This is a genomic window from Aliikangiella litoralis, from assembly GCF_052495765.1.
In genome coordinates this window covers 2,747,000-2,769,004 of record NZ_CP199292.1, presented here as the reverse complement: position 1 = coordinate 2,769,004, position 22,005 = coordinate 2,747,000, and the positions used below count along the sequence as shown (strand labels likewise).

Annotated in this window: 24 protein-coding genes and 1 tRNA gene; 7 read left to right on the top strand and 18 right to left on the bottom strand. The window is 37.7% G+C overall.

The features are described from left to right. Positions 1 to 184 precede the first annotated feature (184 nt). The 7 genes from ACT5E3_RS11475 to ACT5E3_RS11445 all read right to left on the bottom strand — a co-directional run bounded on the left by ACT5E3_RS11475 (position 185) and on the right by ACT5E3_RS11445 (position 5,306). Positions 185 to 610, bottom strand: a complete 426-nt coding sequence (locus ACT5E3_RS11475) for a DUF2787 family protein (RefSeq protein ID WP_444998442.1) — start codon at positions 608 to 610, stop codon at positions 185 to 187. Positions 611 to 717: 107 nt separating this feature from the next. Then, positions 718 to 1,227: a hypothetical protein gene (locus ACT5E3_RS11470; RefSeq protein ID WP_444998441.1), complete on the bottom strand. Its 510-nt coding sequence runs from the start codon at positions 1,225 to 1,227 to the stop codon at positions 718 to 720. A 69-nt stretch (positions 1,228 to 1,296) separates the two neighbouring features. After that, a complete protein-coding gene (locus tag ACT5E3_RS11465) occupies positions 1,297 to 1,662 on the bottom strand; it encodes a hypothetical protein (RefSeq protein WP_444998440.1) in 366 nt (121 codons plus the stop codon). A gap of 79 nt (positions 1,663 to 1,741) precedes the next feature. Continuing rightward, a complete protein-coding gene (locus ACT5E3_RS11460) occupies positions 1,742 to 2,944 on the bottom strand; it encodes a tyrosine-type recombinase/integrase (RefSeq protein WP_444998439.1) in 1,203 nt (400 codons plus the stop codon). Between the two features lie 76 nt (positions 2,945 to 3,020). Further along, entirely contained in the window at positions 3,021 to 3,704 is a 684-nt protein-coding gene (locus ACT5E3_RS11455; RefSeq protein WP_444998438.1) for a hypothetical protein, read from the bottom strand. A gap of 18 nt (positions 3,705 to 3,722) precedes the next feature. Beyond that, positions 3,723 to 4,739 carry a hypothetical protein gene (locus tag ACT5E3_RS11450; RefSeq protein WP_444998437.1) on the bottom strand — a complete coding sequence of 339 codons (1,017 nt, stop codon included), beginning with the start codon at positions 4,737 to 4,739 and terminating at the stop codon, positions 3,723 to 3,725. Positions 4,740 to 4,778: 39 nt separating this feature from the next. Next, the gene (locus ACT5E3_RS11445; protein ID WP_444998436.1) at positions 4,779 to 5,306 is read right to left on the bottom strand and encodes a hypothetical protein; all 528 of its coding nucleotides are present in this window, start codon (positions 5,304 to 5,306) and stop codon (positions 4,779 to 4,781) included. A gap of 341 nt (positions 5,307 to 5,647) precedes the next feature. Between ACT5E3_RS11445 and ACT5E3_RS11440 the strand changes: the two genes are divergently transcribed. The 4 genes from ACT5E3_RS11440 (at position 5,648) to ACT5E3_RS11425 (ending at position 8,561) form a co-directional block, all read left to right on the top strand. Next, positions 5,648 to 6,496 (top strand): helix-turn-helix transcriptional regulator, encoded by an 849-nt coding sequence (locus ACT5E3_RS11440; protein ID WP_444998435.1) that lies wholly within the window; start codon positions 5,648 to 5,650, stop codon positions 6,494 to 6,496. A 175-nt stretch (positions 6,497 to 6,671) separates the two neighbouring features. Further along, positions 6,672 to 7,259 carry an AHH domain-containing protein gene (locus ACT5E3_RS11435; RefSeq protein ID WP_444998434.1) on the top strand — a complete coding sequence of 196 codons (588 nt, stop codon included), beginning with the start codon at positions 6,672 to 6,674 and terminating at the stop codon, positions 7,257 to 7,259. Further along, a complete protein-coding gene (locus ACT5E3_RS11430; RefSeq protein ID WP_444998433.1) occupies positions 7,256 to 7,858 on the top strand; it encodes a hypothetical protein in 603 nt (200 codons plus the stop codon). Before ACT5E3_RS11435 ends, ACT5E3_RS11430 begins: the two co-directional genes overlap by 4 nt. Before the next feature lie 79 nt (positions 7,859 to 7,937). Then, on the top strand, positions 7,938 to 8,561 hold the full coding sequence (locus ACT5E3_RS11425) for a WYL domain-containing protein (protein WP_444998432.1): 624 nt from the start codon (positions 7,938 to 7,940) through the stop codon (positions 8,559 to 8,561). A gap of 38 nt (positions 8,562 to 8,599) precedes the next feature. On the opposite strand, the gene ACT5E3_RS11420 is transcribed toward ACT5E3_RS11425, so the two are convergent. From ACT5E3_RS11420 to ACT5E3_RS11410, 3 genes are all read right to left on the bottom strand, one after another. After that, complete coding sequence (locus ACT5E3_RS11420) at positions 8,600 to 9,640, bottom strand: IS481 family transposase (RefSeq protein WP_444993903.1); 1,041 nt, start codon at positions 9,638 to 9,640, stop codon at positions 8,600 to 8,602. 153 nt (positions 9,641 to 9,793) lie between these two features. Then, positions 9,794 to 10,258 carry a hypothetical protein gene (locus tag ACT5E3_RS11415; protein ID WP_444998431.1) on the bottom strand — a complete coding sequence of 155 codons (465 nt, stop codon included), beginning with the start codon at positions 10,256 to 10,258 and terminating at the stop codon, positions 9,794 to 9,796. Positions 10,259 to 10,334: 76 nt separating this feature from the next. Then, positions 10,335 to 10,802, bottom strand: coding sequence for a lecithin retinol acyltransferase family protein (locus ACT5E3_RS11410; RefSeq protein WP_444998430.1), 468 nt, complete (start codon positions 10,800 to 10,802; stop codon positions 10,335 to 10,337). Positions 10,803 to 10,902: 100 nt separating this feature from the next. On the opposite strand from ACT5E3_RS11410, the gene ACT5E3_RS11405 reads away from it, so the two are divergent. Next, positions 10,903 to 11,283, top strand: a complete 381-nt coding sequence (locus tag ACT5E3_RS11405; protein ID WP_444998429.1) for a helix-turn-helix domain-containing protein — start codon at positions 10,903 to 10,905, stop codon at positions 11,281 to 11,283. A 123-nt stretch (positions 11,284 to 11,406) separates the two neighbouring features. Here ACT5E3_RS11405 and ACT5E3_RS11400 read toward each other — a convergent pair whose 3' ends face one another. The 7 genes from ACT5E3_RS11400 to ACT5E3_RS11370 form a co-directional block, all read right to left on the bottom strand. Next, the gene (locus ACT5E3_RS11400; protein ID WP_444998428.1) at positions 11,407 to 13,689 is read right to left on the bottom strand and encodes a DEAD/DEAH box helicase; all 2,283 of its coding nucleotides are present in this window, start codon (positions 13,687 to 13,689) and stop codon (positions 11,407 to 11,409) included. Then, the gene (locus tag ACT5E3_RS11395; protein WP_444998427.1) at positions 13,686 to 14,420 is read right to left on the bottom strand and encodes a hypothetical protein; all 735 of its coding nucleotides are present in this window, start codon (positions 14,418 to 14,420) and stop codon (positions 13,686 to 13,688) included. The genes ACT5E3_RS11400 and ACT5E3_RS11395 overlap by 4 nt, the downstream gene beginning before the upstream one ends. Before the next feature lie 13 nt (positions 14,421 to 14,433). Next, the gene (locus ACT5E3_RS11390; protein ID WP_444998426.1) at positions 14,434 to 14,991 is read right to left on the bottom strand and encodes a DUF3223 domain-containing protein; all 558 of its coding nucleotides are present in this window, start codon (positions 14,989 to 14,991) and stop codon (positions 14,434 to 14,436) included. Positions 14,992 to 15,380: 389 nt separating this feature from the next. Further along, positions 15,381 to 15,467 (bottom strand) — tRNA-Leu (locus ACT5E3_RS11385). 151 nt (positions 15,468 to 15,618) lie between these two features. Next, a complete protein-coding gene (locus tag ACT5E3_RS11380; protein WP_444998425.1) occupies positions 15,619 to 16,170 on the bottom strand; it encodes a peptidoglycan recognition protein family protein in 552 nt (183 codons plus the stop codon). 136 nt (positions 16,171 to 16,306) lie between these two features. Beyond that, positions 16,307 to 17,239, bottom strand: coding sequence for an electron transfer flavoprotein subunit alpha/FixB family protein (locus tag ACT5E3_RS11375; RefSeq protein ID WP_444998424.1), 933 nt, complete (start codon positions 17,237 to 17,239; stop codon positions 16,307 to 16,309). Then, on the bottom strand, positions 17,240 to 17,989 hold the full coding sequence (locus ACT5E3_RS11370) for an electron transfer flavoprotein subunit beta/FixA family protein (protein ID WP_444998423.1): 750 nt from the start codon (positions 17,987 to 17,989) through the stop codon (positions 17,240 to 17,242). Positions 17,990 to 18,358: 369 nt separating this feature from the next. Here ACT5E3_RS11370 and ACT5E3_RS11365 point away from each other — a divergent pair, with 369 nt between their 5' ends. Further along, complete coding sequence (locus ACT5E3_RS11365; protein ID WP_444998422.1) at positions 18,359 to 20,014, top strand: electron transfer flavoprotein-ubiquinone oxidoreductase; 1,656 nt, start codon at positions 18,359 to 18,361, stop codon at positions 20,012 to 20,014. A gap of 239 nt (positions 20,015 to 20,253) precedes the next feature. Beyond that, a complete protein-coding gene (locus tag ACT5E3_RS11360; protein ID WP_444998421.1) occupies positions 20,254 to 20,583 on the top strand; it encodes a hypothetical protein in 330 nt (109 codons plus the stop codon). Between the two features lie 75 nt (positions 20,584 to 20,658). On the opposite strand, the gene ACT5E3_RS11355 is transcribed toward ACT5E3_RS11360, so the two are convergent. Then, positions 20,659 to 22,005 carry a DUF3466 family protein gene (locus ACT5E3_RS11355; protein ID WP_444998420.1) on the bottom strand — a complete coding sequence of 449 codons (1,347 nt, stop codon included), beginning with the start codon at positions 22,003 to 22,005 and terminating at the stop codon, positions 20,659 to 20,661.

The window sequence follows — 22,005 nt, the reverse complement described above, 5'->3', positions numbered from 1 at the left end:
TTTTTGAAAAAAGTTGGAGCGAGATGTTTCAACACAAGGGATTTAAAAATCCTAGAGTTCTTGAACGTAGTTACCATCTCAGCCCTCATCACTTCTTAATTGACAAGGTACAGACAGGAAGAGGTATTCCAACTGTCAGACAGTTGAATTTTCCTCCTGTCCATACAGTGGGTTTTAGCGTAATTTAACCGGTTGTGATTTTGACTTGGAAAACGCCCATTTCGACATAATGAACAAAGTTGTTTTGCCAGATATTATACAGCTCGGAAAGCTCACTTAATTGACACTCACCTGTGTACAGATGAAAACCATAATTATTAGCGAAATCGAAATCAATTTCTTTAACGAGTTCAGCATCATAACCATTTCCAGCAAAACAAAAGTCAGTGATGTATTCGATTTGCCACTCCTCTCCAATTTTTACTAATCGGACTTCAACCGGATGAAACCCTCCAGTTTCGACTGAATAGCTCTCGTCTTTAAAAACAATCGTTAAACAGGTTTCACAACTTACATCAATATTACTGTTGCGCAACGCGCTTTCCAGCGCTTTTAAAAGCTCGCTGGAAAGCCTAAGTGGGCAACTTTGGGTATTAAATTTCATTGACATTATATCACTCCTTAGGTGGAATATTTTAGTGTCATGTTGGACGCTCGAAGTATGAAAGGCGTAGCAACATGGCGTTGGAAAATATTGTGTGTGAATAGTTTTGAGAATTACTTGGCTAATAATGACTTTGCTTTAGCCTTGAAATCGGGACTAAGATTGGACAGAAATTGGCTTTTATCGTTAGGCACGACTAACCCTATTTCCTTTGAGCGCAAGACAGCAATCAGAAATGAAGTGTTATTAGCACTTTTACTTCCTTTGCCGGTAAACACATTTTTCATAAGTGAAGATTTAAAAGCTCTAGCAACATCCTGTTCACCCAAGGTATCAATAACTGATTTCAATGGAATGGGATTCTTACTGAAAATTCCGCCACTCGTATTTTCTAATAGCTGAATTGAAAGAATTCCTTTAGTGTCTTTTATTAACTGATAAGTAATATAACCTTCAGCTTTAGGACTCAGTTTCCTCGCTTTACTTTTAAACACTACGCTAAATCCCGAAACCTCTTTGTTAGTTTTAGCGGGTACTTTCTTCGGTTTAGTTACTTCCTTCTTCTTGTCAGAAGCAATAACTTGTTTGACTTTATTTGTTTCTGGATTTTTTAAATTAGACATATGAATTTCCTTTAGGTTGGTTGAATTAATCGTTAAATATTTGAATAGTTGTTGGTTAAATGAAGCTCCTCAATCTTCGTTGGAACGATTGAGTCTTGAAATCTCCGAGCCCTTATTGATGACCAAGTAGATACCCGAGCCTTCATCATTAATGATTGACAAGCTGATAGTGTATAAGTCAGTCAAAGGTTCACAGTATTCGGGGTTTGCTAGAGCAAATCCGATTTGCTGTTGAACAACATCATCGAAGTTGTTAAATGTTCCAAGATTGTCTGATTTACTGATGATAAATATCGTTGAGGAGTACTCAGACCAAAATTCTTTAGCTGCAGTTTCATCACCAAAAGGTTCAATCAGGTGATTTAGCAAAGCAACTTTCGCTTTTTCAGGTAAGGCCAACTCATGCTTTTCTGGCCAATGGTTAATCATTTGCATTTCTTTTTTCTCCATAAAAGAAAAGGCCAGTCCCTAGCAATAGGGGCTGGCCTTTTCGGTTAGTAGTTTTTAAGTTGATTTAGTTTTCGTTATTATCCTTATCTTCTAGTAAATCACTAAAACCCTGACTAATATTTCTAGCACTCTGTGGCGTATGATGCATATAGCGCTCCGAGCTTTGTATTGATGCGTGTGCAAGTTGTTGCTTCACATGAACTTGTGAGAACAAACCAGATGAAATCATATTACTGGCAACGCTGTGGCGTGCTGTATGAAAGCAAACGTCTTTTAAGTCCGTTATCCCTGCTGCATTCAGTATTTTGCTATACGCAACTCTGACTTCTTTGATAGGTTGTCCCCTCTTCCTTCCCACGAAAATATAGGGGTTACCTTCTTTAGGTTCAAGCTTATCGATAATATTGAATGCAAGCTCCGAAAGGTGGATATAGAAAGATTTGCCTGACTTACTATGCTCAACAAAAATGGATTTATTCTTGCGATCAAAATTCGACCACTTCAGTCCATAGATTTCAGACTTTCGATTACCACAGATATAGAGCATCGCAATAGCACTACCGATATAAGGATTAGGATAGTCTAAAGCTGCTTCTATGATTTTCTTAGAGTCATTAATATCGAAAAACTTCTCTCTGATATTGTCTTCCTTAAGTAGACCGATTGGAGTCGCAACATTGTTTTTAACAATTCCTAATTTAAGCGCATAACTCGTCATAGTTTTAACTACAGCTATGATACGGTTATTGGTGCTCGGGGCATAGGCTCGATTTGCTTTGGAAGGGTCGGCGATGTATTGCTGTAAATGTAAAACATCGATGGGTTTTAATTCTGAATAGCGTATAGCGCCAATGCGTGGTTCTATAAACTTTTCGAACCTCTGAACATCTTTTCGCCATGAGAGTTTGTTCGCCTTTATGACTGCATGATAGGTTCCCCAGAAAAACTCAGAAACAGTAGGAATGTGACGATAACTATCGCGCTCGGCTTTTGGATCAGTTCCACCCGCGATTTGTGCTCGGTATTTCTTAGCAATCTTCCTAGCGGTAACAACGTCTATATCACCGAACTTACCAATCGCGATTGAACGTTTGCGAGATTGAAAGGTATAGCGAAGTAAAAACCGCTTGTTTCCAGTTTTTCCGACAAGCAGTTTCAATCCCGTAATCTTGCTATCTGAAATCTCTAATTCCGTTGATGGAGAATTTGGATCGTGGGGTTTTAATGCTTTTAATTTAGCATTGGTAAAATAGAATTTTTTCTGCACAATTAGTACCTCTTTAAATACAAGTCATAATTAATATATGTATTCAAAGAGGAGCTTTAGTCAGTACAGAACTTGATTAGATTTGACGTTCTAATTTAATAGGGTCTTTAGTATCACTTAAAGATTTAATTGGTGTTTCTTCAAGCATGTTTGCAGTGTCAGAAACATCTTCTTTTATAGATTTTAATGCTTCACCATCGCCATACTCGACCTTAATCCCTTTAATCAAACTCCCCGGATTTAATCCTGAATGAAGCACAAGTCCAATAAAGCCTGTAGTAATATAAATAAAACCGTAAAATCCCATTGCTATATGATTAAGTAACAACGAAAGTATTCCAGCAGCAAAAGTCAAAACCCAGCCAAACCCGGCGACAGCTTGAATACCCAGCCATGACAAAATAAGAGATGACGCTAGCAACGCATAGGTCAAACTCCCTCCTCTGTCACCGCCTACAGCAAGCTCAATAAACGATGCAAATACCATTAGAATCAACACTAGGGAAACCAAGGTATATACAGATTTATTCCAACGAAGAATATTTCGCAAATAAAGTGGTGAAATAATAAAAATTGCGACAACGGTTGAAATTAACCCCGGCGTGAAAACCAATTCCGTATCGGGCAAATAGTCTCTAACCTTGGTGTACGGAACAAGTGACATTGCCCCGCAGGTAGCCAAGAAAAGAAGTGACAATAAGCGAAGGTTTTTCCCGGTTATCTCACCATCATCGGTGATGGAATCTATCAATTTTTTCATGTAAAGAAATTCCAAAAACTATTGTTTCATTGACTTTTCAGACCGTTCAAAAACCCAGACAACCTGATCTTCAATCGACATATACTCAGCGGATACGCCTAACCGGGTTTTATTGGGATAAATAAAATTTTTTAATAACGCCATGCCCCTCTCTTTCGAGTTTTCGTCTATGTGCTGTCTACCATTTTTCCATTTAAGAACATACTGTAATGACTCTAGCTGTGCGCTCCCGTCTACATTAATAAACCATGTTAACTCATTTTTAATATTCTCTACTTCAGTACTCTCGAATACATCAGCCCCGACATTCATCCCTCTTTGTTGCTCAGACTTAAGATATTTTTTAGCAGCCCTCGTCCATTCTCTAAGGTCTCTTACTGAACAGCTGTATTTAACACCGGTAATTCCTCTGGGAGCGGCAAAAGCTTCCCATTCAGTATTTGAACACTCGCTACTCCATCCATTTAACGCATTACCAATGGTCATTGATTTATTGAAATTGTAGTGACCATTTGTGATTGATGATACAACTTCATTCTCCGCAGCTTTTCTACGCATGGTGTAGTCCAAAACTGAATAAACAATAACATTGCTTACTTCACCATTATCACCTATCGTTTTGCTAAGTTTGACTGCCCCATTAGCAAATAAGGTATCAAAGATTTTATCGCTTCGCTTCTCGGTAGAGGTTTGTGGACCGTACTGACTTTTTAATACACTAATGATTGCCTCTTCGTTTTCTGCGCTTGGTAAGACAATTCTGGCAAGTCGATTTTTTATAAACAACAGGCTTAGCAGTCTTTTCTCGCCTTCCACCAAGTAATCAGAACATTCCAAAGCTTCCACACCAATATAAGGTAATCGAGAAAATCTGAAAGAACAAAAGCCCCCCTTAGTAACCTCATCTATTGAGCTGCCGAATTTAAACTGTTTAAACCCATCGATTGTTTTGCTTTCAATACTCTTTTCTTGTTCATTACCACACCCTGCCAACACTAAAGCACAGGTTAAATAAGTTACTAATTTCAGATACATCCTCTCCCCCTTCCATATCGCTTTTGTGTGAGTTTGTATTTAAAGATCATGACTAATAGACTCTTCCTGGTTTTGAAGTAACTTTTTATCATATTCTGGAGATGTGTAAATGAGCATTGCACTTTGATCTCCAACCGCATTAGATACAAATTTTAAGTAGACCGTATCATTATCAAATGCCATGAATGCTTCCCTATTAGGAAATTTATCAATAGCGTTAAATTCTTCGTCAGAGGATTGGGAAGAAGTGTTGCCATATTTATTAGACAAAGCATTAATCAAACCAAGCGCTGTATCTGTTGAGGTCAAAATTACAAACCTAAGCAACTTGTTATTAATGAAAAACGCGGCTCCCATCGTTACCTCGTTCGAAAACTTAAGATCTTCGCAGCCCATAAACTCGACACCTACTTGACCGGAATCTTCTGATCTAAATGAACAAAGGTTGCTGTTTTTAACCTGCTCTTTCGACATTCCAAACTTCAAGTTCTTATAACCTTCAACGGCTTCCGCTGAATTTCCTAATAAAACGACAATCCCCATAGCTAAAACAAGATATTTCTTCATTCTTTTTTCTCTCCATTCACTGTAAGTTTTAACGGTGTATCTTTAAAATTATCACTACATAGCAAATCTTTCGTAAGAACTTTTGAAATAGTTTTTTTAAACTTCATACACCTATTCCTGCCACCCTTGATTATAGAAACAATGATCGACAGGTGGCGTCGATCTCTAGAGATTTATTCGGCAATTCTTTTATGCTCTTTGTATCAAACCTCTTTAATAACAAAACAGTTAGCGTTCCCTGACGTATTTAGTAAATATTTCGTCATGATCGACACACCCTTTCACCCACGGTATTTATTATTGTGTTCATGGAACATGACACTCTCGCTAAAAGATTAGGAATGATACTCACTCGTTTAAATACTGGTGAGCGACTCTGCTTGTCCGCTTTAGCTAGAGAATTCAATGTGACTGAAAGGACCTTACAGCGCGATTTTAATGAGCGCCTTTCATACCTTCCAATCGAGCGAGAAAATTCTACTTATTTTATTGACCCTAAATTCCTGGGCAGGCAGCGGAAATCTGATATCAAACCATTATTAGAAATGTTGGGACTGTCTCAGATATTTCCTTCTTTTGATGAGTTGTTATTTTCTCAGTTAAATACGAACCAAATTGCTCCATTCTTATTTCGAAACATTAAGGTAGAAGATACAACTGGCTATGAGGAAACGTTTAAATCAATAACTTTAGCTATTCAAGAGAATCGAAAAGTCAAATTTTATTACAAGCGGAAAGCTTATAATGAAGTCAGTCCTTATCGCCTGGTCAATGACCGTGGTTGGTGGTATTTAGTCGGCATACACAATAGTACTTTAAAATCCTTCAAGGTCTTGAACCTTTGTGGAGTCACCATCTCTAAACAATTATTCGAACGACATTCTGACATTGACCGACAAGTTGTTGAAGGGACTCTTGTTTGGATAACTGACTCACCTACTGAGGCCGTTCTAAGAATAGAGTCAACTATCGCTAGCCATTTCCGAAAAACAAGTCTATTTCCAAACCAGCAATTATTAAAAGATTTAGATGATGGCTCGTTGTTGGTTACTGCCAGTATTACTGATCAAAAACAAATAATTCCTATCCTGAAATACTGGCTTCCTGATGTTGAAATATTGTCACCTGTTGAACTTAAGCAATCTTTACTCTATGAATTACAGTTTTCTATTGAGCAGTTGTCACGCTAACAAACTGAAATGTTATAGCGATTGTTGTACAAAGCTTCATCATTATTCAATCTCAAGACGAAAACAAATTCTAAAAATAGATCAATCTGTGAGTTGTGCCTCTTTTATAATCTGGTGGTTACAAGGTAAAATGAAAGTCTGTCGCTTAATACAATGGAATTGGAGATACAAGGGGATGTACCCGTATATTAAACCAGAACACACTCATGTGGAAAAATTACTCACTGAATTTGCTAAAATTGAAAAGCCGACTACTGCTGACTTTGCAACATTGAAAACCCGAGGTAAGGTTTGCGACTACCTCGATAGATACCGACTAAAAGCAATGAAAATGTCCGAAGAACAAATTAAAGCTGAACAACATAGTTCAAAAAGGCTTGCTGGATATATGCGTCGAGCAGGCGATCCTCGCCCTTCTGACCGCTGCGATTGTCATGCTATAATATCTGGTGGTAGAGCGGAAGCTATGGAACTTAGAGGAGTTTTAGCTTGGCTGCAAATGCGAGTGGATGATCCTCACAATGGCTGCTGGTTACCAAGAGATTGGGAAGATCGAAAGTTCATGCCTAATTACTTAAAAAATGGCGTACCTCACAAGAGAATACATCATCACGAGTACTATCAATGGTTAAACGCACGAATAAACTGGATCAGTGTGACAACACCTAACCAGTTAATCAATAAATTGAGAATAGTGCGAAACGCACTTCAAAGCGGACGAGTCCCCTCAAGCGTAATGCCGAAAACAGGTCTTGCTAAATGATTTATAAATTACTTTTTGATCATAAAAAATATCTAAATTTTTATTTTGATGAAGATCAATTACAAAGCCTCCTAGGTAAGAGAACAAGAGAGAACTTTAACAAGTATATCAACTACTACAATGCACCTGTACAATTTCACGAAGTGTTCAAAGAACCATTAAACTTTAATTTTTCTTCGACACACAAAGATGATGAAGAGAAAGATATTGCAGACTTATGTGTAGCCGCAGGTAGACTTTTTATGAGCGAAAAGGCTTACAAACACCTTCAACCTCTAATAAAAAATGATGGCGAGTTTTTACAAGTTAGCTACCAAAAAGGAAAAGGCTACTTTTTCAATCCGCTACAATCTGTAGCAATAGATCCTAAGCAATCAAGGCGAGATGAGTGGGAAGAGATTATCAGCTTGGGTTTTAATACAAACGACATAAAAGATTTTTTGATTTTTAGAACTGAATTTGATTATTACAGGGGGCTGTATTGTCAAAAGCCTATCAAGCAAGCTATTGAAAACAACAACCTAACAGGTTTATATATCACTACTGATCTCGCTAGCATTTTTCCGGAAGACAGGTCTTCTGTAGAAAAGTCTAACTAGTGTAGTCAAATAAGCTTATTTTATTGATCCAAAATACCTAGGCAGACAGTGTAAGTCAGATATCAAGCCATTATTAGAAATGTTGGGGTTGTCTCAGATATTTCCATCTTTTGATAAGCTGATATTTTCCCAGTTGAGTACCGAACGAGTTGCACCATTCTTATTTCGAAATATAAAAATAGAAGATACCACTGGTTATGAGGAGACATTTAAGTCTATTACTCTAGTGATTCAAGAAAGACGAAAGATTAAATTTCACTACAAGCAGAAAACTTATAACGAGGTCTGTCCATATCGCTTAATCAATGACCATGGTTGGTGGTATCTAGCGGCAGTTCACAATGGAACCTTAAAATCTTTTAAGGTGTTAAACATCGGTAATGTAGCCGTATCGAATCATCAATTTGCGCTTCAACCTGAAATCGAGAAACAAGTAACCGATGGATGCCTAAAGTGGGTAACGGATTCTCCGATTGAAATTGTTTTGAGAATTGATTCTACAATCGCTGGACATTTTAGGAAAACCAATATACTTCCAAGCCAGCAGTTATTGAAAGACTTAGATGACGGTTCGCTATTGGTAACTTCTAGCATTACTGATCAGAAGCAAATCATTCCCATCTTAAAATACTGGTTACCCGATATAGAAATATTGTCTCCAGCAGAACTAAAGCAGTCCTTACTTGTAGTAGCTCAGACTTGATCTGACAGTTACCCGTTTTTCCAACGGTATCTGTCAGTTTAGATTTGAGCTAAATTCTTTTCAGCCCAAATCAATTTACCATCAAGTAAAGTTTCTTTTGGCGTTCTGCCACAGCACATTTTTCCTTGATGAGTTCGGTCATTGTTATAGTATTCCATCCAAACGTCCAGATCTTTTTGCAAATCTTCCATCGATGAGTACAGCTTTTTCCTAAAGGTGATCTGGTAAAACTCATTCAATATCGTCTTGTGAAAGCGCTCGCAGATCCCGTTCGTTTGTGGTGACATCGCTTTCGTTTTGGTATGGTCAATATCATTGATCGCCAAGTAAAGCTGATAATCATGATGCTCTACGCGACCACAGTACTCAGTTCCACGGTCAGTTAAAATGCGCAACATTGGCAATTCATTTTGATTAAAGTAGGGTAATACTTTGTCATTTAATATATCTGCGGCGGTGATTGGCGTTTTGGTTGTGTAGAGCTTTGCAAAAGCAACTTTGCTGTAGGTGTCAATAAAGGTCTGCTGATAAATTCGGCCAACGCCTTTGAGGTTACCCACATAAAACGTATCCTGAGAGCCTAAGTAGCCTGGGTGAGCGGTTTCTATCTCACCACAAGCTTCGTCATCATGTTTCTTCTTTTCAAGCGCAGCAACTTGCGCATCGCTTAAAATGATACCGTCATTAGCGACCTTTTCCTCAAGTGCTTTAAGACGCTTTTTGAAGTTTTCCAGATCATGACGAAGCCAAATTGAACGAACGCCGCTGCCAGAAACAAAGACACCTTGTTTACGCAGCTCATTGCTTGTTCTATGTTGACCAAAGGCTGGTTGTTCAATGGCATAGGCAACAACGGCTTGTTCTGTCGCCTCATCAACTCTATTTTTAGGATTGGCCTTACGTCTGGTCTTTTCGATTAAGGCGTCAATTCCACCTTCTTCAACTAACTCTTGATAACGATAAAATGTATCTCGAGATACGCCCATCACTTTACAGGCTCTTGAAACATTATTGAGTTCTTCGGCTAAGTTTAATAAACCTGCCTTGTGTTTAATAATTGGATTGTTAGTATGTAGCATGAGAGTTACCTTTTGTTTTGATTTAAAGATTCGACACCTTTATCAAAACGGGTAACTCTCTTCTAGTCAAGCTGAAGTGTCAGATGAAGTCGGAACTAATACACCTACTCTACGAATTACAATTTTCAATCGATCAACTTTCTAAATAGCTTTTTAGCTATTTTCTGTGCGCAACCAATTAACATCTATATGCTTAAGCCATTTTCGAAGATATACACATTCAACAACGGCTATTAAACCAACAAAAAACAAATATCCCATTTGCGGCAACTGTTCTGCATTGAAATCTGCGACTAACCATATAATAGGAATGGTAATAAGCAACCCAGCACTCACCCTTAATATTCCAAGAAAGGAAGCAGCAGATTCTTTCAAGTCGCATACAGTTTCAATAATTTTTTGCTCTAATTTCTTGCTTCCAAATATGAAACGCCATTTTATAAATGCAAGAAATACGAATAATGCTGCGGCGAACATCGAATAGTACATAATCCATTTATTGGCCGTGAGAGCTTTGATAACTGTCGTTAACAATTCAGCTCCTCCAAATAAAAAAGCTAGCAGAGCTGGTAACGCTGCCAAGTAGCCAATGACTTTTAGTTCTCTTCTGATTTCCATTTACACCCTCTCCTTTCTCTAATTTTACTTAATTTAGTTATTAATCGATTGAACCTTTAAGGTATTCCCTATTAAATTATGATGGTTGAAAAACGACTTCATCATAACTACGGCTAAGATTAGAAAGAAACAAGCCACACAAACCACCTATAGCAACTATTCTCAGCAAATTCTTGCCGTCAACCTTTTTACTTACAATTAGTCCAAGAATAACTGAGAGAATGACCGCTTTAACTTGAGAACTTGTCTTTGTTCCCTGATAAATCAAAGAAGCTATATGCTCGCAATTATTAGTAAGTAAGCAATATGGTTTATTAGCACTGAGAACTTGCTCAATTCTTGTACGAAATTCCTGCTCGTTAATGCTGCTAGCTTTAATTACTTTAACCTCTTTGCCCTCTGCATATTCACCAAAGGTGGTTACAGTAACGCCCACTTTGGGTTGATTATGAATTACCTTGCCGTCCCCCAGGTAGATACCGGCGTGCTCAACCATGATTTTCGTTCTATATAGAAAATCGCCCATTTTTAAGTTAGAATGCATATACGTTTCCTTGTGTTATTTACGTTTTACGCATATACATTAAACGTATACATATACAATGTCAATGATATACGTGTAATAACGGTATGATGATTAAAATATGAACAGCCAACAAACTACCTATTCTGCCGTTTTAGGCGTGGTCCTCTCTTATATCAGGAATGAAAAAGGTCTTGAACAAGGTGATATGGCTGAAAGGATGGGTGTATCGCAAGCTAGCTATAGCCGGTTAGAAGGTGGTAAATCGTCATTTTCTGTTGATCAAATGTATTTGGCTGCTCAAGCTCTAGAAATTTCAGCTAGGGAATTGACGGAAAGGCTGAATAACACTATAGACAGTCTGAGTTCGCAAGGAGTTGCTGTTATACCTCAAATGCGGGGGAATTCAACTCAAGTGAAGAAAGATGGCAGTAATATGGGCTCATTCTTGATAGGCGCTGGATTAGCTGCAGCGGCTATTGCATTGTTGGGTAAGAAGTAGCTACTGCTCAATTCTGAGTTATATCAAAATACTATGCTTATTGCCTTCTAGCTCGGCAAATCAGACAGCTAGGTCTAAATCTGATTGAATAAATAGATTTTTTATTCAGATGTGTTTATCTAATTATGGAAGATACCAACTAACTAGCTCTTGGAGATACCTCGGTGAGTCAGTAATTTGCTCATTAAATTTAATGTCTTCTTCACTAATACTGTCTACATAAGGAATCAATTCCGTGATGCACTCTGGTGGAAATCCGTACCTTATGAGCAGCGTGTGCACTCTGTCATTAGTTCCATATGTAAAAAGCTCTACCATTTTACTAGCTTTCAAACTATCAAATTTTTCGTTATATATTTTTAATGCTGCAACAAACGTATCTGTTAAAGAGAAGGAAATCACCTGATCTAAATAATCATATGTGTCGAAGATAATCGCATCATAGCTTACCGCCCTAGCTGGAAAACCTTTTTTAAATAAAGAAAAAGCATTTACAAGTTTACTATTTGGAAGTTTTTCTGCTGACTGTGAAAACTCAGCCGCTCCAATTTTTCCTTTATCCCTTTTGGAAACTCTATGATATCTCGTGGCTACAATCTCTCGAAATGATCTACCTTGTATTACTTGAAGAAAAAGAGAAATAGCTGTATCAAAAACTGCTTTTTCTCCGATAAACAACTCTCTATTCAGGGCCGCTTCGTAAATCAACCTCATACACCTTGTTAATTCGAATCTTTTGAGCCTATTCTCCTTTCCAGCAATATTATCCTTAATCGAATCGCTGGGTTTGAAAAGCAATTCAAGAACAGTTTCTAATAACTCTAGAATTTCAGGCTTCGACAACCTTTCCACTCTAGACATTGGAACCTGTTTATCATCGTCAAAGGTCTCAGATTGAATAGACTCGATTACTTCCCTAGAGTCAGGATCTATTTCTTCAAGCGGGGCATCAATAACTGACTCACTACTAAGTTCATATTTGATATTTAGTTTTTCAGAAAATGACCTAGCATTTTTAGTATAAATAAAACCAGTATCAAATTTACAGTCCTCAGATAACCTTCCTGCTCGCCCAATTAAATTCTTGAAAGCGAGAGCTCTTACTCCCTCTCCATCGCCTAAGAAACGCATATTATCTAGCCAAACAATATCGAAAGGCATGTTGACGCCTTGAGCGAGAGTGCTGGTAGCGAAGCATATTTTGGCGTATCCACCTCTAATATAGTCTTCAATTAAAAAGCGGACGTCTAGTGGAACTGAACCATGGTGAATTACAACTCCCTTATACAGTAAAGATACTAATCTAGACTCATGAGTTTCATCAGTACCAAGTAAATGTTCGATTCGCTCAATTATTTCTAAAGCAGCTTTGTCTTCTACTTGAGGGAATCTATCAATATATTTTCTAAAATCCTCTATTGCTGACCCATTATAAATAGATGCTTTGGACACATATATAAGTACTGAATGTTTTCCATCAAAAGCAAAATCTTCAAATTTACCTGGAAATTCAATACATTCTCTTACTTGGTGCCCTTTTTTAGCAAATGGAGAAAAATAGTAGCATTTCTTATTTTGATGTTTGAAAACACATAGTTTTCCAACGGAACCGTGGGTATAAGCCCTAGAGAAATTATTTTGTATGTCAAATCCATGCTTTTTAAGTTGTGCTTCCGGATTCTCGACAAATGGGTGGGCGAATATCAATTTTGCGCTTGGGAATTTCTTTTTTATTCTTCGAATAGCAACATCAAAAATCACTCCACGTTCTCGCTCTTCTGACATTTGCGCCTCGTCAAAGAAAAAGACGTTGATATCAAGAGTCAAATCTGGTGAAAACAATTCTCTTGCTCTTTCTGGTGTTAATATGAATATTCTTCTAAGTTTTCGTGACGTAAACACATTATCAACAAAGGAAGAAACCATAATATTCTTATTCCCCTTGAATCGTCTACGCATCGTATTTACATACTCAGCAATCAGCGCTCGAGATGGGACTATTACTACTGCATCACCATCCTGCTCAGCTATAAAATCTCTTATTGAATAAGATTTCCCTGCACTTGTAGGAGCTGAAATAGAAACCACGTCGTTACTTTCTACAGCACTTCTAATATTCGCTTGAATAGGTGTTAAGAATCTTCCAAAATCCTTTTGATACTGTTTACCAAACCCCATCAACATAAATGAATACAAACTACTAGGTTCCTCTATCTTATAGAATAACCCTAGTGCACTTAGGACTTGCTCTTCAACCGACTCGAAAGTTTTAGGGTGAAATTTTTTAAAGTAAGCAAGTTGCTCAAGTGTCACTGCCTTTTCACCTCCTTCTAAATACAATTTTTCCAGTAAGAATGAAATTCCTAAACTAGGATCGTCTTGATTGACTATATCTACAATGTTCAATGAGTAACGCCTATTAAATAAACTTTCTTTATCGTTTTGAGATTGAATTTTTGTTCCGCTGACTTAAGTGCATTATGTAAAACCTTCAAAGGATTTACTGCATGAAGCGAGAAAGCAGCGACAACGCCATATTTATCATCGTCTAAATTTTGTATTGCTTCTTCTTTAACTAAATTTATAAGATGAACTCTATCCCTAAAGTGCTTTTCCTCGTCAATAAATCCTCTAGCTTGACCTATCGCTTCTCCATGTGGCGTTTCTTTAGTAGAGTATTTCGCTTCACCGTAATTGATTAAATCTTCAGGGCAAACCGTATGGAAATCAAAGCCTTCGTTCTGTTTCTTTTGGGGTTTCCATAACTCTGAAATAGGAAGGGGATCGTGTGTAAAAATCATTTCCAAGGCTCTACTTGAACCGATTGAAACCATTAATTCTCCAAACTCACCCGAAACCTTACCTGATGGATTTAGCCTATTAAAAATTTCAATTAAATCCTGAGCAGTATCCTTTGCAGTCTTAATGTAAGAACGTTGAGTGGCAGTATCAAGTTTATAAATCCATGATTTAGTTTGGACAACTCTGGTAAGTTCAAAAGCAAGCTTTTTTAGATCCTTAACTTTCACATGACATAATTTTACTTTGCAGTCTGCTATGTTCGCTTCAACCTCGTGATGTTCTACGCCCCAATTAGCATCAGCTATTGAATTCCCGTAACTCGGTTTTGTGTCCATATACTGTCTTCTTTTAACTACCCATAATTACAAACTTACGATACCAGCTTAAAAATGACTGTTTTATTGGCTCTTTTAATATCGTCCGGTATTGAATCTTATTTGGCTCGCTTATCCACTCCAAAGGTACTATCCCATCATGACTATGTAGCTTCACGAACTCTTTGCACTTTAACGTAAAAGAATCATCTCTAAACCTTGGATATTCTTCTTCTAAACACAAGCGCGCGCCATCAACGAAACAGTTAAACAGAGATTTCTGTTTACTGTCACAGGCAACTTTGTAACTCCAATCGGTTTCTGTTCCATCTATATGAATAGTGTGTAAGCATTTTGTATTGAATTGACCGCTATTCTTTATTTGAAAACATTTTATAAAATCTACGTTGCGTGATTTTTGAGTAAATTCTGGATGTCTTAAATACAATGAGAGTACATCGGAATAATATTCGTGATCCTTTGAGATAATTTCAGCTACTGAATTAACGATTCTCTTGAAGTAATCTAATGCAGCTGTCTTAGTAGGGAATTCTCGCCCATTAGATAGAGTTACTGGTATTCTCTTTGCCATTTACTTCCCTTAACTTATTGACTTTTAAGGTATTAATAGTACATGAAATAAGTAAAGATGCGAATAATAATGTCTTGTCTTAGGTCAAAGAATACACACAAAACCTCAAATAGAGATACCACAAAACTAATCTACAATCTAAAAATTCTTTTAAACCATGAAAAAATTTTATAAAAGAAGCCGGCTAGAACCGGAAGATGAGTATCGAAACCTAAGCTTTGAATTTCGAGAGTAGTATTACGTTATGAAAAGCTTGATTAAAATTAATTACGGTTAATAACAATCGGTGTGCACAGGATATGCACAGGACGATATTCACGAAGAGCAAAAAGAAAGGTTTTAACGCTCTCTAGAAACGAAAAAGCCTTGAAAAAACAAGGCTTTAAAAATGGTACCAGAGGCCGGACTCGAACCGGCACACTATCACTAGCGGGGGATTTTGAATCCCCTGTGTCTACCAATTTCACCACTCTGGCTCCAAATTGAGCGGGCAATTATATCGAATGCTCAACTGAATGCAATCAATTCAAAAATATTTTTCAATTATAGTCGTTTCAGTACAGGAACTTTTAGTTCAATCAAATTGCTCTTAGCCATCAGTTGAGTTGTTATATCAATAAAAATGAACTAAAGCTGTTGATATCTTTTGAGATCTTTTTTAAGCCTATCCATTGGAAAGTTTTTTCCGGGACATAAGGTGAATTCATTTTTAATATGACCATGTCCAGACACATTATCTACTGCAATATTAAAACGCTCCATTAACGAGCTAACTAATTTGAGTAATGACTGATATTGTAGCTCTGGAACTTGATTATTTTCATAATCTCCAATTAAACAAATACCTAACCCCAAAAAATTGCGTTTAGAATTTCTACCTGAGACATGAGCTCCCCACAGGTTGTTTTCACCTCGCCAATCAGTTGCTACCTCACCAACTTTCATTCCGTTTCCATTGCCAATAATAAAATGATAAGGTATTGCATCAATTGGATCATCTGACTGCCTTTGTCGGTGAACCTTCTGCAAAAAATCAATATTACCGAAGTTTCCTGCAGAATGATGAATAACAATATACTGCCAGCGTGAAGGCCAGTAAATGCCACCCGCAATTGATAGACCTGTACTTACCGCAGCCAACTTTAAAAAACGACGTTTAGAGTTCGATATAGTTTTCATTAAAAAGTAATAGACTTAGTACCAGCTAGCTTTCACTGGCAATCTCAAAATATAAAAATAGCGATAAAAATTAAATTCGTACAAATAAAACAAAAAAGGCTCCTTTAGGGAGCCTCTTCAAAAGGTAACGAGCCAGTTAGAGTGCTTCTTTAAGCTCTGGTAACACTTTAAATAAGTCTGCAACCAAACCATAATCTGCCACTTGAAAAATTGGGGCTTCCTCATCTTTATTAATCGCAACAATCACTTTACTGTCTTTCATGCCCGCAAGATGCTGAATAGCGCCAGATATACCCACTGCAATATATAACTCAGGGGCCACTATTTTACCTGTTTGACCAACTTGATAATCATTCGGTACAAAACCAGCGTCTACCGCAGCACGAGAAGCACCAACAGCAGCGCCTAATTTGTCAGCAATTTCTTCTAACATGTGAAAATTTTCGCCACTGCCCATACCACGACCACCAGAAATAATAATATTGGCAGCGGTTAACTCAGGCCTTTCAGAAACAGTCAATTCTTGAGATTTAAATTTGGTTTTATCTGACACTAATCCTGAAGTATCAATAGAAACAACTTCAGCACTTCCACCAGCCGCTTCAACAGCATCAAAAGCTGTCGCTCTAACCGTTATAACTTTAATGCTGTCTTCTGACTGAACAGTAGCAATAGCATTACCTGCATATACAGGTCGCTTAAAAGTATCAGCACTTTCAACACTGATCACATCAGATATTGGTTGCACATCTAACTTAGCGCCAACTCTTGGTAAAAAGTTTTTACCGAACGTAGTCGCTGGGGCTAAAATATGCGTGTAACCTTGTGCATTAGCTAAAATAATTGCGGTTAAGGTTTCAGCTGTTGCGTGCTCTAACTCAGCTCCCTCGGCGTGAAGCACTTTACTCACACCAGAAACTGCTGCGGCACTTGATGCCGCCGATTGCGAATTATTTCCTATAACTAACAGGTGAATGTCTCCACCAATTTGTCCAGCCGCTGCTACTGTTGATAGTACTGAAGCAGCAATTGTTTCATTATTATGCTCTGCAACTACTAAAATACTCATTTAAATCACCTTCGCTTCAGTTTTTAATTTTTCAACTAATTCAGCTACCGTTTCTACTTTAACACCAGCTTGTCTTTGAGCAGGTGCTTCTACTTTTAAAGTTTTAGTACGAGAAGCAATATCAACCCCCAAATCTTCGGGCGTCATTTCCTCAAGCGGTTTGCGCTTCGCTTTCATGATATTTGGTAAAGAAGCAAAGCGAGGTTCGTTTAATCGTAAGTCAGATGTAATAACAGCTGGCAATGCTAAATCGATAGTCTCTAAACCACCATCTATCTCACGTGTAACAGCTAACTGCCCTTCTGCTAAATTCACCTCTGAAGCAAAGGTTCCCTGAGGCCAGTCGAGCAAAGCAGCTAACATTTGTCCTGATTGATTGTTATCGCCATCGATAGACTGTTTGCCCATAATCACTAATTCTGGAGACTCTTTGGCAACGACTTCTTTTAACAATTTAGCAACAGCTAACGGTTGAACTTCTTCATCCGTTTTAACTAAAATCGCTTTATCTGCACCTAGAGCAAGTGCTGTGCGTAGGGTTTCTTGCGCTTGTGACGGCCCAATAGAAACAACCACTATTTCACTAGCGACGCCTTTTTCTTTTAAACGTACCGCTTCTTCTACAGCGATCTCACAAAAAGGATTCATCGACATTTTTACATTCGCTGTTTCTACAGCTGAATTATCATCTTTTACACGGACTTTAACGTTGTAATCAACAACCCGTTTAACAGTTACCAAAATTTTCATGCAAATACCTTATTGGGTGATTAAATTTTTAGCTTAAGGAAACGCTTAAATCTTGCTAGATTTTTATTTATCACTTGAATATTGATGCAGCACTGATATTCAAAATAACAACATTTCTATAGAATGCAGGGATCTTGCCGTTTTACGCGTTTAACGTCAATAGAAATCAGGTATAATGCCCTACTTTCAGGCACCATAAGAGAAAATTATCTCGTTTTTCTTGATATAAAAAATGGTTGTCACTCGCGCTAAAAATATAGTGCTACGTAACGTTTATTAATATTTTGTCTGGCATATTTAGTGGTTGTATTGTTCATTATTTCAACAACTATGCTATTAAACTAAAATTTTAAATTGGGGGAATCATCTGTGGAAAGAGAATCTATGGAGTTTGATGTCGTTATTGTTGGTGCAGGACCAGCAGGCCTTGCAACCGCAATTAGATTGGCTCAAATTTCACAGCAAAGCCAACAAGAAACAACTATTTGCGTGGTTGAGAAAGGTTCTGAAGTCGGTGCTCATATTCTTTCTGGCGCTGTATTTGAGCCCACAGCCCTCAACGAACTTATCCCCGATTGGAAAGAAAAAGGTGCGCCTTTACATACTGAAGTCTCTGGAGATGATATTTTGATTCTCAGAGATGCTCAAAAGAGTATAAAAATTCCTCATTTATTGACCCCTAAAACAATGCATAATTCTGGTAATTATATTATCAGTTTAGGTAACCTTTGCCGTTGGTTAGCGGAGCAAGCAGAATCGATGGGAGTAGAAATATTTCCGGGCTTTGCTGCTGCCGATATACTTTATCACGATGATGGTAGTGTTAAGGGAATTTTAACTGGAGATATGGGGGTAGCAGAAGACGGTTCTCAAAAAGATGGTTACATGCCAGGTATGGAATTACATGCTAAGTACACTGTTTTTGCGGAAGGTTGTCGCGGCCACCTTGGAAAAAAATTAATTAGCAACTTCAAACTCGATCAGGGTAAAGAGCCTCAGCACTATGGTATTGGTATAAAGGAACTCTGGAAAATACCTGCAGAGCAACACCAATTAGGTAAAGTTGTTCACACCGCAGGTTGGCCATTAAATGAAAGTGCAACTGCCGGAGGCTCTTTCCTTTACCATATCGAAGACAATCAGGTTGTGGTTGGTTTAATTACTGATTTATCATACTCTAATCCACATGTTAGCCCATTTGATGAATTTCAACGCTATAAACATCACCCTGAAATCAGTCAATATTTAAAAGGTGGTGAACGTATCTCTTATGGCGCTAGAGCAATCACAAAAGGCGGTTTGCAATCGCAACCTGAAATGGTTTTTCCTGGCGGTTTATTAATTGGTGACGATGCTGGCACATTAAATTTTGCTAAAATTAAAGGTTCTCATACCGCAATGAAATCAGGCATGATAGCGGCAGGCTCTATTGCTGCTGCACTTTCCAGCGAACGTTCAAGTGATAAACTTGATGATTTTAGTCGCGCTTACAAAGACTCATGGGCTTGGAAAGAACTACATGTACAAAGAAACTTTGGCCCAGCTCAACACAAATGGGGAAATATTCTTGGTTCTGCTTACGCATTTATCGATATTAACTTATTCAATGGTAATCTGCCTTGGACACTCAGTGATGCGAAACCAGACCATGCACAACTCAAAAAAGCCTCCGAGAGTCAATCAATAAATTACCCTAAACCTGATGGCGTTTTATCATTTGATAAACTCAGCTCTGTATTTATTTCCAATACTAATCATGAAGAGAACCAGCCAATACACCTACAGTTGGCCGATCCCAACATTCCCATTAGTGTGAACTTAAAAGAGTTTAATGAACCTGCACAACGGTATTGCCCAGCAGGCGTATATGAAGTGATAACTGACGAACAAACTCAGCAACCTAAGTTTCAAATTAACGCTCAAAACTGTGTACACTGTAAAACTTGTGACATCAAAGATCCCAGTCAGAATATTACCTGGGTTACGCCTGAAGGAGCTGGTGGGCCTAACTACCCTAATATGTAACTAACAATGCTTGAGCCTTTATCCGAGTCTTTTATTATAAAGGCTAGTTCTAGGCTCAAGCATCACTCGACTCCCTATTCTAATCTGATTACATTGGCTGAATATTGTTAGCATTTGTCCGAATATTGCTATTTCAAGTAATAAAAAAGTTTTACAATAGCCATATCAGCTCTATAAGCTGTAAAAATAGAAAGTTTGAAATACTCAATTTTAATTGACTAATGAAAGGATTTATCTTAATGAAAAAACTACTTTTTACTTTATTTTTATTGGCGAGTTATTCTGTTTCCTCAGCTGAGATTTGGCACGCCTCAAAAATAAAAACCATTTACCCTCTAGGAAATGGAGATTTTGTTTTACAATTTTACGAAGATTCACCAGCTTGTACTAGTAACACCTCTCCAGATTACTATTATGTATCAGTAGGGATCAACGGAGTTACTGCTGAAGCTTCCAAAAAGTTTTACAGCCTTGCCATGTCAACAGCGGTTGCCAAAACCCCCATCACTATTAATTTTGATGATTCAACGAGTAGCTGTAACATTAGTCGCTTGCTCGCAAGTTATTAAGCGACTAAATGTCTATTAAAACTCAATAAAAAAAGCCGCTAGAATTTGCGGCTTTTTTATTAATTAGCTGATTATTTAGCTAAACTTTCTGCGAGAAAACATTGAGCCAATAGACAATAATAAGACGCCTATTAGCGGTAAGCTACCTGATCCAGAGTCACCTTCCTCAACAGGTTCAACACAAGTTTTGGCAGCGCCGCTACGCGGAACTAACATAAAAGCTTTTCGCTCACTGTTTAAAAAACCATTACCAATGATGACACCATTATCATTAATAGCTCTTGCTTCATACAAAAGCCAGTCAGGATTTCCAACAGATTCAGCGGCAGGATCAATTTTACAGTCGATCATAGTGTTTAAGTTTTTCATCACTCCGTCTTCATAAAGAAAGGCATGATATGTATCTGGCACTACATCAACCAGAGATGTTCCAACAACCTGATTTTGATTATTAATATCATAAGCTATTGCAATATCTCTGGAACCTTGGGGAAGGTAATCTTCTTTTAGCCGAGGTAAATCGGTTAAAGCTTGTGTAGCAATATCATAAACAAACGCAGTCGAATGAACACTATCTCCAACGTGCCTTTTACCAACCACTTTTCCTCCATCATTTATCGAAAAAGGAAAACTAGAACGATCGTCATCTGAAATCGATAATTTCACCAGGTTTGCTGGTGCGGTAATATCAAGGTAGAAACTTTTTATTAAGGGAGTCTCAAAACCATCCACTAGCTGTTGTGACCAGCCTACTGCCCGCCCACTAGCATTAATATCACGCAATGCGACATGCAAATAGTTTCCGCTGTAATTGATAGGATCAACACGTGTTAAAGTCTCATTGATAGTATCAAAAATAAACCCTCTATCTGCTAGGCTGTCAGTAGCATTACCAGCACTGTCTTTATCATCAGGTGCATTAAATTTACCAAAACCAACAATCACCCCATTATCATTAATAGAAACAGCTCGCATATTTTGCACGTCTCCATCAACAAAAGGCGGTACTATTTTAATTTCAGGCGTCACCACATCAGTATAAATAGCCCGTTCAAAGTTAGCCGCAGAAGCCCCTGACTTTGTAATAGTCTCCCATGAAAAACCTACTGACGTTCCATTATTATTTACACCAAAGATAGAGCTTGAGTCTGCGCTATCATTCACTATTGCCGTTAAGTCAGTTACCACTCCTCCACTTTGAATGGATACTCCATGATATGCTATATCAGCCTTCTCTCTGCCATTGGTTATCGTAGTATACGAATAACCAACTACGGTTTCCGAATTATTAATATCATAAGCAAAAATAGATTTATCGTCTAATTTGCCTAAATCGATCACAGTGTAAGATTCTGCTGCAATAAGGTTATAACTAGTAAGTGCCAAAACGCCGGCTAAAAGGGACTTATTTACTTTAATCAC

Bases quoted from the DNA above. Each gene is read 5' to 3' on its own strand.
- ACT5E3_RS11475 (WP_444998442.1), bottom strand. From the start codon at position 610: ATGTCAATGAAATTTAATACCCAAAGTTGCCCACTTAGGCTTTCCAGC.
- ACT5E3_RS11470 (WP_444998441.1), bottom strand. From the start codon at position 1,227: ATGTCTAATTTAAAAAATCCAGAAACAAATAAAGTCAAACAAGTTATT.
- ACT5E3_RS11465 (WP_444998440.1), bottom strand. From the start codon at position 1,662: ATGCAAATGATTAACCATTGGCCAGAAAAGCATGAGTTGGCCTTACCT.
- ACT5E3_RS11455 (WP_444998438.1), bottom strand. From the start codon at position 3,704: ATGAAAAAATTGATAGATTCCATCACCGATGATGGTGAGATAACCGGG.
- ACT5E3_RS11450 (WP_444998437.1), bottom strand. From the start codon at position 4,739: ATGTATCTGAAATTAGTAACTTATTTAACCTGTGCTTTAGTGTTGGCA.
- ACT5E3_RS11445 (WP_444998436.1), bottom strand. From the start codon at position 5,306: ATGAAGAAATATCTTGTTTTAGCTATGGGGATTGTCGTTTTATTAGGA.
- ACT5E3_RS11440 (WP_444998435.1), top strand. From the start codon at position 5,648: ATGATACTCACTCGTTTAAATACTGGTGAGCGACTCTGCTTGTCCGCT.
- ACT5E3_RS11435 (WP_444998434.1), top strand. From the start codon at position 6,672: ATGTACCCGTATATTAAACCAGAACACACTCATGTGGAAAAATTACTC.
- ACT5E3_RS11430 (WP_444998433.1), top strand. From the start codon at position 7,256: ATGATTTATAAATTACTTTTTGATCATAAAAAATATCTAAATTTTTAT.
- ACT5E3_RS11425 (WP_444998432.1), top strand. From the start codon at position 7,938: ATGTTGGGGTTGTCTCAGATATTTCCATCTTTTGATAAGCTGATATTT.
- ACT5E3_RS11420 (WP_444993903.1), bottom strand. From the start codon at position 9,640: ATGCTACATACTAACAATCCAATTATTAAACACAAGGCAGGTTTATTA.
- ACT5E3_RS11415 (WP_444998431.1), bottom strand. From the start codon at position 10,258: ATGGAAATCAGAAGAGAACTAAAAGTCATTGGCTACTTGGCAGCGTTA.
- ACT5E3_RS11410 (WP_444998430.1), bottom strand. From the start codon at position 10,802: ATGCATTCTAACTTAAAAATGGGCGATTTTCTATATAGAACGAAAATC.
- ACT5E3_RS11405 (WP_444998429.1), top strand. From the start codon at position 10,903: ATGAACAGCCAACAAACTACCTATTCTGCCGTTTTAGGCGTGGTCCTC.
- ACT5E3_RS11395 (WP_444998427.1), bottom strand. From the start codon at position 14,420: ATGGACACAAAACCGAGTTACGGGAATTCAATAGCTGATGCTAATTGG.
- ACT5E3_RS11390 (WP_444998426.1), bottom strand. From the start codon at position 14,991: ATGGCAAAGAGAATACCAGTAACTCTATCTAATGGGCGAGAATTCCCT.
- ACT5E3_RS11380 (WP_444998425.1), bottom strand. From the start codon at position 16,170: ATGAAAACTATATCGAACTCTAAACGTCGTTTTTTAAAGTTGGCTGCG.
- ACT5E3_RS11375 (WP_444998424.1), bottom strand. From the start codon at position 17,239: ATGAGTATTTTAGTAGTTGCAGAGCATAATAATGAAACAATTGCTGCT.
- ACT5E3_RS11370 (WP_444998423.1), bottom strand. From the start codon at position 17,989: ATGAAAATTTTGGTAACTGTTAAACGGGTTGTTGATTACAACGTTAAA.
- ACT5E3_RS11360 (WP_444998421.1), top strand. From the start codon at position 20,254: ATGAAAAAACTACTTTTTACTTTATTTTTATTGGCGAGTTATTCTGTT.